Origin of the sequence: Klebsiella sp. KTE92, assembly GCF_000398905.1 — a bacterium.
Classification (GTDB): domain Bacteria; phylum Pseudomonadota; class Gammaproteobacteria; order Enterobacterales; family Enterobacteriaceae; genus Klebsiella; species Klebsiella variicola.
Map to the genome: position 1 here is coordinate 2,740,239 of NZ_KB976100.1, position 16,722 is coordinate 2,756,960.

Annotated in this window: 14 protein-coding genes, 2 pseudogenes and 1 riboswitch; of the genes and pseudogenes, 8 read left to right on the forward strand and 8 right to left on the reverse strand. The window is 59.6% G+C overall.

Annotated elements, in window-relative coordinates; all coding sequences use genetic code 11:
- Positions 1 to 18: 18 nt before the first annotated feature.
- From puuE to A1WC_RS12445, 3 genes and pseudogenes are all read right to left on the reverse strand, one after another.
- Positions 19 to 951 carry an allantoinase PuuE gene (puuE, locus tag A1WC_RS12455; RefSeq protein WP_016161091.1) on the reverse strand — a complete coding sequence of 311 codons (933 nt, stop codon included), beginning with the start codon at positions 949 to 951 and terminating at the stop codon, positions 19 to 21.
- Positions 836 to 1,707 (reverse strand): annotated as a pseudogene (gene hpxA / locus A1WC_RS12450) (allantoin racemase). Before hpxA ends, puuE begins: the two are co-directional and overlap by 116 nt.
- Positions 1,707 to 2,423 carry a GntR family transcriptional regulator gene (locus A1WC_RS12445; RefSeq protein ID WP_008804802.1) on the reverse strand — a complete coding sequence of 239 codons (717 nt, stop codon included), beginning with the start codon at positions 2,421 to 2,423 and terminating at the stop codon, positions 1,707 to 1,709. The pseudogene hpxA and the gene A1WC_RS12445 overlap by 1 nt, the downstream one beginning before the upstream one ends.
- Positions 2,424 to 2,567: 144 nt before the next feature.
- Between A1WC_RS12445 and A1WC_RS12440 the strand changes: the two genes are divergently transcribed.
- Positions 2,568 to 4,064, forward strand: coding sequence for an NCS1 family nucleobase:cation symporter-1 (locus tag A1WC_RS12440; protein ID WP_008804801.1), 1,497 nt, complete (start codon positions 2,568 to 2,570; stop codon positions 4,062 to 4,064).
- 100 nt (positions 4,065 to 4,164) lie between these two features.
- The gene (gene guaD / locus A1WC_RS12435; RefSeq protein ID WP_016161093.1) at positions 4,165 to 5,475 is read left to right on the forward strand and encodes a guanine deaminase; all 1,311 of its coding nucleotides are present in this window, start codon (positions 4,165 to 4,167) and stop codon (positions 5,473 to 5,475) included.
- A 121-nt stretch (positions 5,476 to 5,596) separates the two neighbouring features.
- Here the strand turns inward: guaD and A1WC_RS12430 are convergent, their stop codons facing one another.
- Together A1WC_RS12430 and A1WC_RS12425 are read right to left on the reverse strand one after the other, a co-directional pair.
- The gene (locus A1WC_RS12430; protein WP_004189966.1) at positions 5,597 to 6,538 is read right to left on the reverse strand and encodes a hypothetical protein; all 942 of its coding nucleotides are present in this window, start codon (positions 6,536 to 6,538) and stop codon (positions 5,597 to 5,599) included.
- Positions 6,539 to 6,662: 124 nt separating this feature from the next.
- The gene (locus A1WC_RS12425; RefSeq protein ID WP_032691193.1) at positions 6,663 to 7,919 is read right to left on the reverse strand and encodes a sensor domain-containing diguanylate cyclase; all 1,257 of its coding nucleotides are present in this window, start codon (positions 7,917 to 7,919) and stop codon (positions 6,663 to 6,665) included.
- 397 nt (positions 7,920 to 8,316) lie between these two features.
- Here A1WC_RS12425 and A1WC_RS12420 point away from each other — a divergent pair, with 397 nt between their 5' ends.
- The 3 genes from A1WC_RS12420 (at position 8,317) to A1WC_RS12410 (ending at position 11,658) form a co-directional block, all read left to right on the forward strand.
- A complete protein-coding gene (locus A1WC_RS12420; protein WP_016161095.1) occupies positions 8,317 to 9,357 on the forward strand; it encodes a LacI family DNA-binding transcriptional regulator in 1,041 nt (346 codons plus the stop codon).
- A 191-nt stretch (positions 9,358 to 9,548) separates the two neighbouring features.
- Positions 9,549 to 10,472, forward strand: a complete 924-nt coding sequence (locus tag A1WC_RS12415) for a TIM barrel protein (RefSeq protein WP_016161096.1) — start codon at positions 9,549 to 9,551, stop codon at positions 10,470 to 10,472.
- A gap of 13 nt (positions 10,473 to 10,485) precedes the next feature.
- Complete coding sequence (locus tag A1WC_RS12410) at positions 10,486 to 11,658, forward strand: Gfo/Idh/MocA family protein (protein WP_016161097.1); 1,173 nt, start codon at positions 10,486 to 10,488, stop codon at positions 11,656 to 11,658.
- A gap of 37 nt (positions 11,659 to 11,695) precedes the next feature.
- Here the strand turns inward: A1WC_RS12410 and A1WC_RS12405 are convergent, their stop codons facing one another.
- The 3 genes and pseudogenes from A1WC_RS12405 to A1WC_RS0125145 form a co-directional block, all read right to left on the reverse strand.
- Entirely contained in the window at positions 11,696 to 12,802 is a 1,107-nt protein-coding gene (locus A1WC_RS12405) for a DUF4056 domain-containing protein (RefSeq protein ID WP_016161098.1), read from the reverse strand.
- Positions 12,803 to 12,867: 65 nt separating this feature from the next.
- Positions 12,868 to 13,812: a hypothetical protein gene (locus tag A1WC_RS12400; protein ID WP_012968151.1), complete on the reverse strand. Its 945-nt coding sequence runs from the start codon at positions 13,810 to 13,812 to the stop codon at positions 12,868 to 12,870.
- An 18-nt stretch (positions 13,813 to 13,830) separates the two neighbouring features.
- Positions 13,831 to 14,086 (reverse strand): annotated as a pseudogene (locus A1WC_RS0125145) (glyceraldehyde-3-phosphate dehydrogenase); the annotation flags it as partial.
- Between the two features lie 300 nt (positions 14,087 to 14,386).
- A riboswitch (TPP riboswitch) is annotated at positions 14,387 to 14,488 on the forward strand.
- A 68-nt stretch (positions 14,489 to 14,556) separates the two neighbouring features.
- Between A1WC_RS0125145 and tenA the strand changes: the two are divergent.
- From tenA to A1WC_RS12380, 3 genes are read left to right on the forward strand one after another with little or no spacing between them, the layout of a single operon-like run.
- Entirely contained in the window at positions 14,557 to 15,252 is a 696-nt protein-coding gene (gene tenA / locus A1WC_RS12390; protein ID WP_016161100.1) for a thiaminase II, read from the forward strand.
- Positions 15,249 to 15,977: an ABC transporter ATP-binding protein gene (locus A1WC_RS12385; RefSeq protein WP_016161101.1), complete on the forward strand. Its 729-nt coding sequence runs from the start codon at positions 15,249 to 15,251 to the stop codon at positions 15,975 to 15,977. Before tenA ends, A1WC_RS12385 begins: the two co-directional genes overlap by 4 nt.
- The gene (locus A1WC_RS12380; RefSeq protein ID WP_016161102.1) at positions 15,974 to 16,714 is read left to right on the forward strand and encodes an ABC transporter permease; all 741 of its coding nucleotides are present in this window, start codon (positions 15,974 to 15,976) and stop codon (positions 16,712 to 16,714) included. Before A1WC_RS12385 ends, A1WC_RS12380 begins: the two co-directional genes overlap by 4 nt.
- Positions 16,715 to 16,722 lie beyond the last annotated feature (8 nt).

The following is a 16,722-nucleotide window of genomic DNA, read 5'->3' on the forward strand; positions in this document are numbered from 1 at the left end:
CAGATGAGTGGCAGCAAGCTACCCGCGATACGGATGGGTTTCGCGCCAGTGGTCGGCAATTTGCTGCCGGGTGCAGACCCACACCTTGTCGTGCTGCTGGATATAGTCAAGGAAACGCTGCAGCGCACGGAAACGGCCCGGACGCCCAAGCAGCCGGCAGTGCATCCCCACGGACATCATCTTCGGCGCGGTTTCTCCCTCGGCGTACAGCACGTCAAAGCTGTCTTTCAGATAGGTATAAAACTGCTCCGCGGTGTTGAACCCCTGGGCGGTGGCAAAGCGCATGTCGTTGGCGTCGAGGGTATAAGGCACGATCAGGTGCGGCCGCTGGCTGCCGTCGCTGCAGGCCACTTCGCTCCAGAAAGGTAAATCATCGCCGTAATAATCGCTGTCGTAGTCAAAGCCGCCGTGCTCCACCACCAGTTGGCGGGTGTTGGGGCTGTCGCGGCCGGTATACCAGCCGGTGGGCGGTTTGCCGAACAGGTCGGTCAACATCTGCACCGCTTTTTGCAGATGCGCGCGCTCCTCGGCAATATCTATGTGCTGATAGTGGATCCAGCGCCAGCCGTGGCTGACCACATCGTAATCCGCGGCCTTGATCGCCGCCACAATCTCCGGGTGCCGCGCCAGCGCCATCGCCACGCCGAAGACCGTCAGCGGCAGCCCGCGCTGGCTGAACTCACGATGAATGCGCCAGAACCCAGCCCGGCTGCCGTACTCATAGAGTGAGTCCATCGACATATGGCGTGCCGGGTAGCTGGCGGCGCCGATAATATCGGACAGGAACTGTTCCGAACCCGCATCGCCATGCAGGACGTGATTCTCCGCGCCTTCCTCATAGTTGAGGACGAACTGCACCGCGATCCGCGCCCCGCCCGGCCAGCGCGCGTGCGGTGGCTGCCCTGCATAACCTCGCAGATCGCGAGGATAGTGTTCCTGGTTCTCTCCCATCTCCTGCCCCTTTTAAAATGGATTTAACGACTGAAACTGTCCGCTTAACGCTTTTCTCTCCGGGAACGCTAAGTCCCCGTGCTTGCTGGTCGCCAGGCCCAGCGCGACCAGTGACTCCACCATCTTCACCGCCGCGCTGACGCCATCGATCACTGGCACCCGCAGCTCGCGGGTCAGCTCCTGCGCCAGGGTCGCCATGCCACCGCAGCCAAGGACAATCGCCCCGCTGCCGTCCTCTTTCAGCGCGCGAATGCAGCGCTCACGCACTTTCTCCTGCGCCAGGCCGCTGCCGTCTTCCAGCGCCAGCACCGGCAAATCAATGGCGTGCAGCGCCGCGCAGTGTTGATGAAATCCGTACTGGTGCAGCAAATGACGGGCGATGATCAGCGTGCGCGGCAGCGTGGTCACAATGGAGAAACGAGTGGCGACCATCGTCGCCATATGCATCGCGGCTTCCGCAATGCCGATCACCGGCCCCTGGGCCAGCTCCCGCGCCGCCAGCAGCCCCGGGTCGCCGAAGCAGGCGATCACATGCCCATCCACCCCCTGCTCGCGTCCGGCCTTGATCTGCTCCAGCACGCCGACCGCGGCGATAGCTTCGTCAAAGTGGCCCTCAATTGACGGCACCCCGGCGCGGGGACAGACCGCAAGGATCTCGGTACCCGGCGCAGCGACCGCACGCGCGGCGGCGCCTATCGTTTCAGTCATCGCCAGGCTGGTGTTGGGGTTGATCACTTGTATACATATGGCAGACATCACGGCTCCTTGTGGCCGGCGAACAGCCGGGAAAAATCGGGCAGGCTGACGCCATCGCGCTCGAAGCACAGGCTGGCGACAATATGATCAAAATGGTGCATCAGCGCCTCGCTGAGCGGCTGCAGGGCTTTATCCCGTAGCAAACCCACCAGCTGCTGGTGATCGTCGCAACGGCAGCCCTGTCGCCAGGGAGCGCCCCAGGCGGCAATCACTAAAGAGGAGCGCTGGCTGAGGCGGGTCACCATCTCGGTGAGCACCGGGTTGCCGGAGATAGCCTGCAGCTGAATATGAAAGTCAGCGGAGTGGCGGATCGCCGCCGGGCCGTCGTGCGCCTCATGGGCCTGCTGTTCACGCTGAATAATGTTCTCCAGCGCCGCCAGATGCGGCGGCTGGCAGCGCGCGATCACATCCGGCAGATTAGCGACCTCAAGCAGCGCCCGGGTACGAAAGATCGCCTGGGACTCTTCCACGCTCGGGCTGGTGACGTGTGCACCACGTTTGGGCGTTAAGGTGACCAGTTGCACAGCGGCGAGTCGTTGCAGCACCTTTCTGATGCCGGTGCGACTCACGGCGAACACCTCCGCCAGCGCCTCTTCCGGCAGTTTGCTGCCCGGCGGCAACTGATGTTCGACGATGGCCGTCATCAGCGCCTGGTAAATGCTTTCGTCCTTGTCCTGCAGCGCTGGCGCGGCCTGGAGACGATGTTCATTATTCATTAACCCACTCCGGTTTCACTTATCGATAGCAGATCGTATACATAAAATTTATTTTTTGTATACAAGATTCATCATTCTGGCCTGGATCCTGCAATAGCCTCAGCAATCCATTTCACAGGGTTTTCATTCAGAGGAGCAGGTTTCATGCCACATTCATCCCACACGCAGCAGAAGAAGACTCACGAGGCGGCCGCCAGCTACAGTCCGCGGCTATGTAATGAGGATCTGGCGCCCACCCGCGACCAGAACTGGAGCTGGTACAATATTTTTTCATTCTGGATGTCGGACGTGCACAGCATGGGCGGCTACGTAGTAGCGGCGAGCTTCTTTACGCTTGGACTGGCCAGCTGGCAGGTTCTGCTCTGCCTGCTGGTCGGCATCTGTATTGTGCAGCTGTGCGCTAACCTGGTGGCGAAGCCGAGCCAGATGGCCGGGGTGCCATACGCCGTTATCTGCCGTCAGGCGTTTGGCGTCTTCGGCGCCAATATCCCGGCGGTGATCCGCGGGCTGATCGCGTTCGCCTGGTACGGTATTCAAACCTATCTGGCGGCGAATGCCCTGATGCTGGTTCTGCTCAAGTTCTGGCCCTCCCTTGCCTCGCTGACCAGCAGCAGCTTTCTCGGGCTGTCAACGCTCGGCTGGCTGTGCTTCGCCACCATGTGGCTGCTGCAGGCGATGGTGTTCTGGCATGGCATGAACGCCATCAAACGCTTTATCGATATCGCCGGTCCGGCAGTTTATGTGGTGATGCTGGCGCTGGCCGGCTGGATTGTATACAAGACCGGTCTGGATGGGATCTCCTTTACCCTCGCCAGCAAATCCCTGAGCGCCGGCGAGCAGACCTGGCAGATGATCACCGCCACGGCGCTGGTGGTCTCCTACTTCTCCGGGCCGCTGCTTAACTTCGGTGACTTTTCCCGCTACGGCAAAAGCATGGGCGAGATCCGCCGCGGTAACCGCTGGGGTCTGCCGTTTAACTTCCTGCTGTTCTCGGTGGTGACCGTGGTGATTGTCTCCGGCACCCAGTCGCTGTTCGGCAAAATGATCACTGACCCGATCGAAACCGTCAGCCGCGTGGGTAACGATCTGGCGGTGGCCATTGGCCTGCTGACCATGATTACCGCCACCATCGGCATTAATATCGTGGCTAACTTCGTCTCTCCGGCCTTCGATTTTTCCAACTGCGCGCCACAGAAAATCAGCTTCCGTACCGGCGGGATGATTGCCGCGGTGGGATCGATACTTCTGACGCCGTGGAATCTGTTTAACTCGCCGGAGCTGATCCACTATACCCTCGACGTACTGGGCGCCTTTATTGGCCCGCTGTTTGGCATTCTGATCGCCGACTTCTACCTGATCAAACGCGGCCGGGTGTCGGTGGACGATCTGTTTGACGATACGCCGAAGGGCAAATACTGGTACCGCAACGGCTTTAACCCGAAAGCGATTGCCGCCCTGCTGCCGTCGGTGGGCCTGGGGCTGATCATCAGCTTTATTCCGGCCCTGCATGAAGTGGCGAACTTTAGCTGGTTTATCGGGGTCTTCCTCGGCGCCACCCTCTACCGCTGGCTGGCCCGCGACGAGCGTGAAGCACAGGCGACCGCAGCCTTTCATTCCGGCGCGGTAGCGCAAAAAGAGTAACCCTCCCCACCTGCCGCGGCGTCTGGCCGCGGCAGGCTGAAAACTGGCACCAATCTTGCTGTTTATCACTATTCCCAGGCGTTAAGAGAAGGCAGGTTCGATGATGGATTACCAGACCGCGGTACGCGGTGCATTTTTTGATATTGCCGGCATGGCAGAGACCCCGGATGAGGTGGCTGCTCAGGCCCGTTATCTCGATGATGGCCTGTTGTTCTTGCGGGACGGGAAAATTATCGCGCTGCTGCCATGGCAGGAGGGCGAAGCCTTTCTGCATCCACTGAAGGGTTATGTCGATCAGCGAGGCAAGCTGCTGCTGCCCGGGTTTGTCGATACCCACATTCACTATCCGCAGACTGAAATGATCGGCGCCTTTGGTGAACAGCTGCTGGAGTGGCTCACCACCTACACCTTCCCGGTGGAGAGCCAGTTTGCCGATGCGGATTACGCGCAGGAGATAGCGCAGTTTTTTGTTAACCAGCTGATTAGCCATGGCACCACCACCGCGCTGGTGTTTTGTACACTGCACCCGGCTTCGGCCGAGGCGCTGTTCAGCGAGGCGCTGCGTCTGAATATGCGGCTGATCGCCGGCAAAGTGATGATGGATCGCCATGTGCCGGATTATCTGTGCGAAACCGCCGGGGAGAGCTACGAGCAGACCCGGGAGTTAATCCTCCGCTGGCATCAGCGCGGGAGGCTGGGCTATGCCATCACCCCGCGCTTTGCCCCTACCTCGACAACGGAGTTGCTGGAGGCCGTGCAGCGCCTGCGGACTGAGTTTCCCGACACCTGGCTGCAGACACATCTCAGTGAAAACCGCGAGGAGATCGCCTGGGTTAAACAGCTGTGGCCTGAGCATGCGCGCTATCTGGATGTCTATCATCACTATCAGCTCACCGGCGAACGCAGCGTATTTGCTCACGGGATCCATCTCGATGATGCCGAGTGGCAGTGCCTGCATGACACCGGGTCCGCCGTTGCCTTCTGTCCGACCTCGAATCTGTTTCTCGGCAGCGGACTGTTCCGCCTGCCCGCCTGCTGGCAGCACCAGGTGCGGATGGGCATTGGCAGCGACGTCGGGGCTGGCACCACCTTCAGCATGCTGCGGACGCTGGGCGAGGCCTACAAGGTAGGACAACTGCAGAGCTATCGCCTGCGCGCCAGCGAGGCCTTCTATCACGCCACCCTCGGCGGGGCGCGCGCCCTGCGGCTGGAGGATAAAATTGGCAATTTTCAGCCGGGCAAAGAGGCAGATTTTGTGGTGATTGACCCGGCGGTCACCCCGCTGCAGCGTCTGCGCACAGGCCGCTGCCATGACATTTATGAGCAGTTGTTCGTGCTGATGACCCTGGGAGATGAACGCAATATCAGCGAGACGTGGGTGAATGGCGAGCGGGTGTGGTGTCAGGATTGACCCTCACCCTGGCCCTCTCCCAAAGGGAGAGGGAACCGTTCGGTCATCGTTGCGACGCTGGCACGCCTCCAGACCCTCTCCCGGAGGGCCTTTGAATTGCCTGGCACCAGAATTTAGGTCATCAAAAACTCATTGCCAGGCCTACGCCATAGCCCGTGGTGTTATTGCCGAACATATAGCGCGCCACCAGTCGGGTGCGGGTGATAAAGACCGGGTATTTACTGCTGTCCAGCTCGAGGCCAACCCCCAGGGAGGTCAAACCGGTAAAGCCCAGCGCCCCTCGCTGCTCGCCGAGAAATTCAGTATGCGCCCCCTCCAGCACATAACGCAGCGGGTTGCCCAGCAGCGTCCAGTCGGCTATCGGCGCGCGGCGGCGCAGATACAGGCCGAGATTCTCCGCGCTGGCCTCGCCCTGCACCACCTCGGCGCTACTGCCGAAACTTTGCAGATGCATATAGGAGTAACGCAGTTCGGCATCAATATCCTGGGTGGCAGAGAAGCGTTCGTAATCCAGCATCAGTGCCCCGCCCAGCCCCCAGGCGTTGAACCGACCGCCGTCGAGAAATTGCAGATCGGCGTTGGTTTTTCGCTCAATTGCCCAGCTGCCAATACGCGCATCGCTGGCCAGGGTACCGAGCATCACATTGACGATCGGCCGCAGCACCAGGTTGCCTCCGAGGCTGTCCCGGTGCAGCGAAAAATCCCAACCGACGCCGCCGGTGGTGGTCAGACTGTTCCATTTGGTCGGCACATTCCGCGTCTGTTCGCCATTGCTGACCACAAAGCGCGGGTCGTAGCGGCTGTAACCCATCGTACCTTCAAGGTACAGAGGAAACGACTCGCTGAGGGTTGCCCCGCCGCCAAACTGGGTGATGGCCAGATTATGTTTGTCGTTGCTGCCGGAACCAATGTTGAGATCGCTGGCGGTCACGTCAGGGACGACGGTATAGCTCATCAGAGTCAATACGGCATCGGCACGCTGTTTGATGGCGTGGCCGTTCGCCGCCAGCGTCGCTGGCGCGGAAAGCGAAAGTACCGACAGGAGAACGAAAAGACGCACCATATGTCGTTTGCCACCTCAGCGACAGGCTAACAATATTGCCACCTAAATCAGCAGGCTGGCGTTCACTCAGTATAGTCGGTGAGTCAGCCTGCGCGTCCGGCGGGGAGAAAAAGCATCGGGCTGGTCAGGCCGCTCCTCCGCGGCTATGCAGCAGTTCCACATTTTCAAACGGCAGGCGCGAGACCCGGTTGCGCCCACCATTTTTGGCCACATACAGCGCTTTATCGACGCGGGAAAAAAGCTGATCAATCGCTTCCCCGTCATGGTGTTCGGCCACGCCGATGCTCACCGTCACCGACAGCGTCTGATACTCGCTGACCGCCTGGCGGATCCCTTCCGCCAGTATCAGGGCGCGCGCTATCGGCGAATGGGGTAAAAAGAGCAGAAACTCTTCTCCCCCCCAGCGATAAATTTTATCTTCGCGATCCCCCGACGTTTCCAGAATGCGGGAGATCACCAGCAGGACTTCATCCCCTTTTTGATGACCGTGAATATCATTAATGCTCTTGAAATGATCGATATCGATTAACAGCAGACAAAAGCCTTGCGCGATAAATGACGGCGCCTCGACGAGGCGATAAAATTCACGGCGATTAAGCAATCCGGTGAGCGGATCGTGGGCGGCAGAGAATTCCAGCTCTTTTTTCAGATGCACTTCCTCGGTGATATCGTGAATAATGCACAACATCAGTCGAATATTATAAAGCACTACGGGCCCGGCATAGGTTTGGACATGGCGCAGCGTACCGTCGGCTAAAATATGCGTAAAATTAAGCGGTTTATGCCCGCCTGGCATATTGGCAATATTATTCATGATGGGGATCACATCCCGACCAAGGGTATTAATTTGCCAGGTATGTTTATTGCGCATTTCCTCATCGGAATAATGATAAAAACGCAGCGCCGCAATATTGGCATCGACAATTCGACCATCCTTACTGGGATCGATCAATAGCATCGGCGCGGTATTGGTCATAAAAAAACGGGCAAAAAAACCATTGTTGCGTCGCTGATAACGGCGGGAGCCGGTATGAATGGATTGATTTTGCGCCAGCAGCTTCACGGCTTCAAACAGCAATAAGGTACCGCTGTCGTCGGTGTCGACCAGGGTGGTTTTACAATATACCGACTGCAGGCCCTTGCCCGTCTGTAACGTCCAGACTTCAAATATCTCGGTCATCGTATCGAGATAGCGAAGATAATGTTGTAACTGCGTTTCAGGACAGGTCGAATAGATACCGTTACGCATCTCCTTCAGCGACATATCGCCGCTCAATGTCCGGGAAGCCGGATTGGCATAGACCACACTTTCAGTAAAAGGATGGACTACCCATATCGGGGTGCTTAATACATCAAAAACAGCCAGTTCTTTTAATAACATACAGGCCCCAAACCGACCAATTCCCGGCGCAGAAGCGACACATAACGATATGCGTCCCTGACGCTGGTATAAAGTGATAACAAAGAAACCGAATAGCCTTAATGACGCGCGTGCGCGGCAAGTATAGTCGGTTCTGCACGCAGCGACGCCCACCCGAGGCGACTTTGCGCGTGGTTTAACCGTCTGGATGCGATAATGTCTTTTTTATTAATTCTATTTCAACAGCATAGCAGCAATACCAGAACTGGTAGTCGCTTTTGATCACAGAGTGTGTCTATCGGTCTTTTCGCCCGTTGGCTGCGTATTGGCTTTGTCCAGGATGCCCGCATTGCGGCTTTTATGCCCAGACTAATCGTGATAGTTTCTATCATAACTCTCATCACAAACGGCCATCACAGTGAAAAGATCCGCTACTAAAATCACGCTTGCCGATATCGCACGTGAAGCCAACGTCGGTATTGCCACCGTCGACCGGGTGCTCAACAAGCGTGCGGCGGTGAAGGAGTCCACGGCATTGAGCGTACTGGAGGCGGCACGACGACTGGGGTTTACCCTCGAGCAGCCCCACTATCGCCTGGCGGCGGGCAAAGCGCCGCTCACGGTCAGAATGGGGTTTATTCTGCTGCAAGAGACCCACTCCTTCTACCTGCCGCTGGCCCAGGCGCTGACGCGAGAGGCCGCCCCATGGCTACCGGCGGGCCAGGTGCCGGTGATACTGCATTTTGCCATCGATGCGGTGGAAGCGATGGCTCAGGCCATTCACCGGCTAAGTGACGAAGTGGACGTGTTAGGCCTGGTGGCGCTGGACCACCCGCTGATTCGCCACGCGGTGGCCCGGGCTGCCGCCCGTGGCGTTCGCGTGTTCACCCTGCTTTCGGATCTGTCGGTCCCTCAGCGCAGCGGATATATCGGCCTCGATAATCAAAAAGCCGGGCGCACTGCGGCCTGGTTTATTGAGCGCTTATGTCGGGGTAATGGCGAAATTGGCATTATCATTGGCGACAATCGTTTTACCTGTCAGGAAAGCTGTGAGATCAGCTTCCGCTCCTGCCTGCGTGAACAAGGCATGGGGCAGCAGATCCTGGAGCCGGTTCGCAGCCATGAACGGGCGGATATCGCCAGGAGCGTGACGGAGCAGATGCTGAGTCAGTACCCGGCCCTGCAGGCGATCTATGCCCCCTGCGGCGGCGTCGAAGGCATTGTCGAGGCGCTGCGCGACAGCGGCCGTCAGCAGGCGATCACTCTGGTCTGTCACGGCCCGCTAAACGACAGTGAACTGGCCCTGATCGATGGCACCATCGACATCATGCTTAACCACCGGCTGGAGGCGTTTGCCGCCGCCACGCTACGCACCATAACGGACGCAGTTTCGCGCTCGCCGAGCGAGGTGATTTCTCTCCCTCAGCCTTTCGATATCATCACCAAAGAAAATATGTAAACTCCCGGCCCCGCCGCCGCCGGGGCCAGTTAACGGGCAGACCGCGCCCGCCCTCAATTTGATAAAAAACTATCAAAAACTCCATCAATACAAAGCATGATGGCCATCAAAAAATCATCATTCCATCATTGTTGAGAATGAAATATTTATTCAATACTCAGCGGCATCCCCTGTGTAAAAAGGAAGCCAACATGACACTCTCAATCGCCAATGCCCCCTGCAGCTGGGGCGTGGATGACCCGAAAAACCCTGACCTTCCCACCTGGGCTACCGTGCTGAAGGAGGCGGCGCAGGCCGGCTATCGCAGCATTGAGCTGGGGCCCTGGGGCTACCTGCCCACCGACCCGGCCAGCCTGCGCGCGGCGCTGGAGCAGCATCAGTTGTCGCTGGTGGCCGGTACGATCTTTGACGATCTGGTCAGCGAGGCCCATTTCCCCACCCTGGTGGCGCTGACCCATCAGATCTGCCGCAATCTGTCGCAGGTTCCGGCCGCCGAACCCACGCCAGGGCATCCTGTTCAGCCGCCTTACCTGGTAATTATTGATTTCGGCAACCCTGAACGGGCGCGCTTTGCCGGGCGCGGCGCGCTCGCTCCACGTCTTGATGACAAAGACTGGCAGCGCATGATGGCGCACATTACCGCCCTCAGCACCCTCGCCTGGCAGGAGTACGGTGTGCGGGCGGTTATCCATCCCCACGCCGGGGGCTGCATCGAATTTGCGGATGAAATCGAGCGGCTGGCGAACGATATTCCACACGACGTCGCGGGATTGTGTCTGGATACCGGGCATCTCTACTACGCCGGTATGGATCCGCTCGACTGGCTGGATCGCTATTACGCACGACTCGACTACCTGCACTTCAAGGATGTGGATCCGCAGGTTTACCAGCGCGCCATCGCCGAGGGCATCGACTTTTTCACCGCCTGCGCCGAAGGGGTAATGTGCCCGCTCGGCAGCGGCGCCATTGACTATCCGGCCATCAAAGACTTTCTCGCCCGCCGAGGATATCAGGGCTGGATAACCATTGAACAAGAGCGCGACCCGCGCCATGCCGCAGGCAGCCTGCAGGCGGTCACGGAAAGTCTGCGCTATCTGCGCGACGTGGGATTCTGACAGGAGACGCAACATGATTAACGGTTTAAAACCTCTCGATCGCACCCTGCGCTGGGGCATGGTCGGCGGCGGCGGCAGCAGCCAGATCGGCTATATTCACCGCTCAGCGGCGCTGCGTGATAACACCTTTACGCTGCTGGCCGGCGCCTTTGATATTGATGCCGAACGCGGACGCCAGTTCGGCCAACAGCTGGGGGTGGATCCCGACCGCTGTTACGCCGACTACCAGAGCCTGTTCCGCGGTGAAGCGGAGCGTCCGGACGGCATTCAGGCGGTGTCGATTGCTACACCAAATAACACCCATTATGCCATCTGCCGGGCGGCGCTGGAGGCTGGGCTGCACGTGGTGTGCGAAAAGCCGCTGTGCTTCAGCAGCGAGGAAGCTGACGAACTGGTGGCGCTCAGCCAGCGGCAGCAGAAGATCATCGGGGTGACCTACGGCTATGCCGGCCACCAGCTGATCCTGCAGGCCCGACAGATGATCGCCGACGGGCTGCTGGGCGACATCCGTATCGTCAATATGCAGTTTGCCCACGGTTTTCACGCCCAGCCGGTGGAGCTGGAAAACGCCAGTACGCGTTGGCGGGTCGATCCTCGCTTTGTCGGCCCCAGCTATGTTCTGGGCGACCTGGCCACTCATCCGCTGTTTCTGGTTGAAACCATGGCTCCGCAGCTGAACATCACCCGGCTGATGTGCGCCAGACAAAGCTTCGTCAAAAGCCGCGCGCCGCTGGAAGATAACGCCCATGTGCTGATGGAGTATGACAACGGCGCCGTTGGCTCGCTGTGGAGCTCCGCCGTTAACTGCGGCTCCATGCACGGACAAAAGGTGCGTATCGTCGGTGAAAAAGCCAGTCTCGAATGGTGGGATGAACAGCCCAACCAGCTGCGCTATGAAATCCAGGGCGAGCCGGTGCGTATCCTCGAGCGCGGCATGGACTATCTCGATCCGCTGGCGCGTCAGGATGACCGCATCGGCGGCGGCCATCCGGAGGGACTGTTTGAGGCATGGTCGAATCTCTATCGCCGTTTCGCCATCGCCATGGATGCCGCCGACCGTCGCGACGAAGCGCTGCTGGCCGACTTCTGGTATCCGGACGCTCGCGCCGGCGCGTTCGGCGTGCGCTGGGTGGAAAACTGTGTACGGTCTGCCGACAACGGCGCCTGCTGGGTCGACTTCCGCTAACTCACTGGCTCAGGGCGCTCGCCCTGAGCCTTTATGGCTATTTTTCAATTCGTGCCAGCTGGGTCTTATCCGCCTCACGTGCGCTATCCGCCAGCGCCTGGAACGCGCCGGCGCCATAGTATTGCGCGGGAACCGGCAGCGCCTGCATATCATGCCCTGGGTAGATCTGCAGTTCGCCGAGGTCGCGTAAGCGGAACCCCCCAACCTGCTCCGGCATGGTCAGGCGATACGGCGGCAGGGTTTCGAAAGGGACCGGCGTCGGCAGCCGATTCCCCTGCAGATCATAGTTACGCTTCAGCACCAGAAACTTATCCGGCACCCGCCGGTGACTGTTCCACCAGTCGCCGTCGATCCGCTGAAACATCGCTTCCGTCTCCCCTCGCGTCGCCACCATCAGTCGGGTCAGCGCCTGTTTCAGCGCCGCATCCATGGCCTGGTTATAGTCTTCCAGCGAACCACCGTGGCCGCTGAGGATCACGTTAATCGCCAGCCTGGCGCCGAGTAAATTGGAGTAGAGATCCTCTGGCGAAAAAGCGGAGATCTCCTCAGAAAACCCGGGGACCGACTGGAAGCCATACCACTGGGCAATCTCATGCCATTGGGCAATTTCGAAGGCCAGATGACCCGCCAGCCAGGCGGCCAGCTGATAGCGCTGCCTGACGCCCGCCGGCGGCGTAAAGGCATTCAGCTGAACGCGGCGTACGCCCAGCTCTTCACTGTAGAAGATCCGCCCCGCCTGGCCCAGCGTCGGCGCAATACGATTGAACAGATAGAAGGTGTAGTCCGCCGTATCGCGCACATGGGCGATATCAATAAACCCGCCGCGACGGGTATAGATGAGCCCGTTCTGCTCCTCGCTGAGCCCCAGCAGGTTTTTCACCGCCCCGAACGCGCTGTCGTTGTAATGGTGCTTGCCCAGCGTATCCAGAGTCAGCACATTGCCAATCTGGTATACCGGAATCGGGATGCCCACCGCGCGCACGTGCAGGTCGTAACCAAAAGCGCAGCACGGTCGCAGCGACTCCGGCGGCGGCAGCTCACCCAGGGTGGGCACCGGATGGATCGCCGTCACAGCGGGCAGCACCGGATCCTGCGCCAGCGCCGGCAGCGACAGTGCAAACAGCAGCCATAAGGCTTTACGCATCAACAGCCTCTCCACAACAACAAAAGAGCGCGCATCTTACCGGCAGATGGCGCCAGCAGTTTTAGTTAAAAACGGTATTCACCGGAGACAAAGAAGCTATTGCGCTCGTTAAAACCAAATTCAGTCAGCACGTTAAAGTTTTTGGTGACTTCATACTGGGCGCCAATCAGCATATTCCAGGGTGAGGTTAGCTTCTGCTTGACGTCGAATTTCCCCTCGCCGTCTTTATTGACTGCGGCAATCAGGGGCTGAAGCTCTGGCGGCATATGCAGGTCGGCCAGATCGCCTTTAAACTCCTGCTGCACGTCCTGATACATGCTCCCGACCCACAGGCTGAGGTGGGACGGCCCGTCGATCCCCTGAAAACTGAAGCGGTAGCCGACGCGCGGCGAGACGGTGACCGCCGAGATGCTGCCGTCGAGAATATCGAAATCGGTACGGGTGTAGTTAGTGTCTACTAACCCGAACCAGTTGCCGTATCCCCCGGCGAGCGTAAAGCCGGTTCCCCAGGTGGTTCCTTTGAAATCAAGCGTAAAATCAATATTCTGCAGTTTTCCGCTCTGATAAAGCTGGTGAACCGCGCCGGCGATCACCCGATCCAGACCGCGAAACTGCGAAGGATCCGAATCCACGGAGACCTGGGAGACAGACGACCCGCGGGTATGCCCCACCAGCCCGTAAACGTTGAGAAACGGAAAGACCCACATATCGAGGCGCAGGTTTTCGGTTTTGCTCTTCTCGCGGGTGTGCCCGGCATCGATGGCGAACATATCGCTGGGAATGGGATGGTTGCCCAGCTTAAGCCCGGAAAAGGTAATACTGTCGACCATGATATCCTGACGGATATTCATATAGCTCAGGTTGACGCCGTAGGGTAACGGGATCGAATACCCCCGGGCGCGTGCCTCATCTCCCCATATCGGAAAATAGCTGTCGCTCTCGCTCTGCTCCGCGGCCGACGCGCCACAGGCCGCCAACAGCAGCGTTAACACCGTTCCGGATGCTCTCATTGTTATTCTCATGTGTAGTTATAAACCCGAACCGACATTGCAATAGACCGCCTGCTCATGCTCACTGAACGCCACGTCAATCCCGGTACGCAAACCGTACTGCCGTGCAATCAGGTAACGAAAACCGGCCCCCCATGCCACCTCTGACTGTTCCGCTGGCGTGCGCGCCGCGCACCCCGCGCCAACGAATCCCTGCAGGATCCAGCGCGGGGTGAAGGCCCAGGGAGGTTTGCGCCGTGACCACGTCGTCGCCCTGATAGCGGTAGCGCGAAATAGGGACATCAAAGGGTTATCATGGTGGATGAATGACTGATTAATGGCCCGCGACCGCCAGTGCGGACAACAGGAATTTCATGCTTACTCCGGGGCTTTGGGGACGCACGACACGCCTCACGAACAGTATTAACGCGACGGGGTAATGAAAATATAACGTATGAGAATAATGCTCACCAACGCGCAGTCGCCTGTTTTTCGGGTATTTTTAAACGAAAAAGTGCTGGCTATCACAGAAAAATGCCATCGCGATACAGGGCAGCGCGGTGATTGTATTCAAAAGGTGAATATCGTATAACATAGCGCTACCGAGGGGTGTCCCGTGAGGGCTGAGATGGCGCAAGCCGAACCCTTTGAACCTGATCTGGGTCATGCCAGCGAAGGGACGGGTCGGCAATTTTGCCTGCATTACCGCCATTGCCTGTTCACACCCCTGCACGCCCGGATCTCCCCTGAATATCTGGAGGTCCTGTGATAATTCCCGCGTTTAGCCATGGTCTTTATGGCCGTTTACGCCAGCTGGCCGCCGCTGACTGGCAGCACTATGTGGCGCATCCTTTCGTCCAGCAGCTTGCCGAGGGCACCCTGGCGGAAAGCGCATTTCGTCGCTACCTGACCCAGGATTATCTGTTTCTGATCCACTTTGCCCGCAGCTATGCGCTGCTGGTGAGTAAACTGCGCACGCTGCCGGAGATGCGGGCCGCGGCCGCCTCAATGAACGCCATCCTCAACGAACTGCCGCTGCACGTCGGTTACTGCGCTCAGTGGGGCATTAGCGAGCAGGAGATGGCTACCCAGCCTGAAGCGCCGGAAACCATTAACTATACCCGCTACGTGCTGGATATTGGCCACTCGGGTGATGCGCTGGATCTGCTGGTCGCGCTGATGCCCTGCGTGGCCGGTTATGCGGAAATCGGTCTCGGCCTGCTGCAGCATCCCGCCACCCGACTGGACGATAACCCCTACGCCTCGTGGATCCGCAACTATGGCGATGAAGGCTATCTGCAGGGCGTCAACGCCGCGCTGGCGCTGCTGGAAACGGTGTGGCAGCAGCGCGGGAGCGAGGCCCGGATCACTGAGCTGAGCGAGATTTTCACCACCGCCACCCGCCTTGAGGCGCAGTTCTGGCAGATGGGCCTCAACGCGACGGCGGAGACCCGGGCGTGACGGCGCCGGGTATCGAGGTCCGTGGCCTGAGCCTGCATTTCGGCGACCGCCGGCTGTTCGACAACCTGTCGTTTACGGTCCCCGGCGGGCAGTGGGTGTCGCTCCTCGGCGCCAGCGGGGCCGGCAAAACCAGCCTGCTGCGGGTGATGGCCGGTCTGGCGCCCGCCACCCGGGGAGAAGTGGTCGCCAGCGATGGGCAGCCTATTCAGGGCCGTCTGGCGTGGATGGGGCAGAAAGATCTGCTCTACCCCTGGCTGAGCGTCCGGGACAACGTCGCCCTCGGCGCGCGGCTGCGCGCTGAAAAAGTCGATCGTGCCCGGGTCGCCGCCCTGCTTGATCAGGTTGAGCTCTCGTCCTGCGCCGACGCCCGGCCGGCAACCCTCTCCGGCGGCATGCGTCAGCGCGCCGCGCTGGCCCGCACCCTGTATGAGGACCGCCCCATCGTGCTGATGGATGAGCCTTTCTCGGCGCTGGATACCCTCACCCGCACGCGCATTCAAACTCTGGCCGCCACCCTGCTGGCTGGTCGCACGGTGGTGCTGATCACCCACGATCCGCAGGAGGCCTGCCGGCTGAGCCACCGCCTGCTGGTCCTCTCGGCGGCAGACGGCGACATCGATGACAGCCATCACCTTGCCGGCACACCTCCGCGCGCGCCGGACGCGCCCGATCTCTTGATTAGCCAGGCCGCCCTGCTGCAGCAACTGATGAGGGCCCATCCATGACCGGACGTCTCTGGCGGGGAGGTATGGTGTTCTGCGGCCTAATGATCCTCTGGGGTCTGGCCAGCCGCAGCGGCATTCCTCACTTTCTTTTACCCTCCCCGATGGCGGTCGCCGAGGCGCTGTGGGTTAATCGCGCCTATCTCGGCTGGAACACGCTTATCACGCTCAGTGAGATCCTGAGCGGCCTGGCGCTGGGCGTGACGCTCGGTGTCACCCTGGCGCTGGGTATGATCCTCTCTCCGCGTCTGCAGCGCTGGCTGATGCCGCTGGTCCTCACCAGTCAGGCGATCCCGGTCTTTGCCCTCGCCCCGCTGCTGGTGCTGTGGCTGGGCTTTGGCATGAGCGCCAAAGTGGCAATGGCCGTGCTGGTGATTTTCTTTCCAGTGACTTCCGCCTTCTTTGATGGCTTGCGACGGGTCAACCAGGAGTATCTCGATCTGGCGCGCAGCATGAACGCCTCCTTCGGCGCTCAGCTGCGGCATGTCCGCCTGATGGCTGCCCTGCCTGCGCTGGGCTCGGGCCTGCGGATGGCGGCGGCGGTGGCGCCCATCGGCGCGATTATCGGCGAATGGGTCGGCTCCGCTGAGGGGCTGGGCTACGTCATGCTCAATGCCAATGCGCGGCTGCAAACCGATATCTGCTTCGCCGCGCTGTTTATTTTAGTGCTACTGACCCTCCTGCTGTGGCTGGCGGTAGATACCCTGCTACACCGGCTGATCGACTGGTCACCGGAATAAAGATGAAG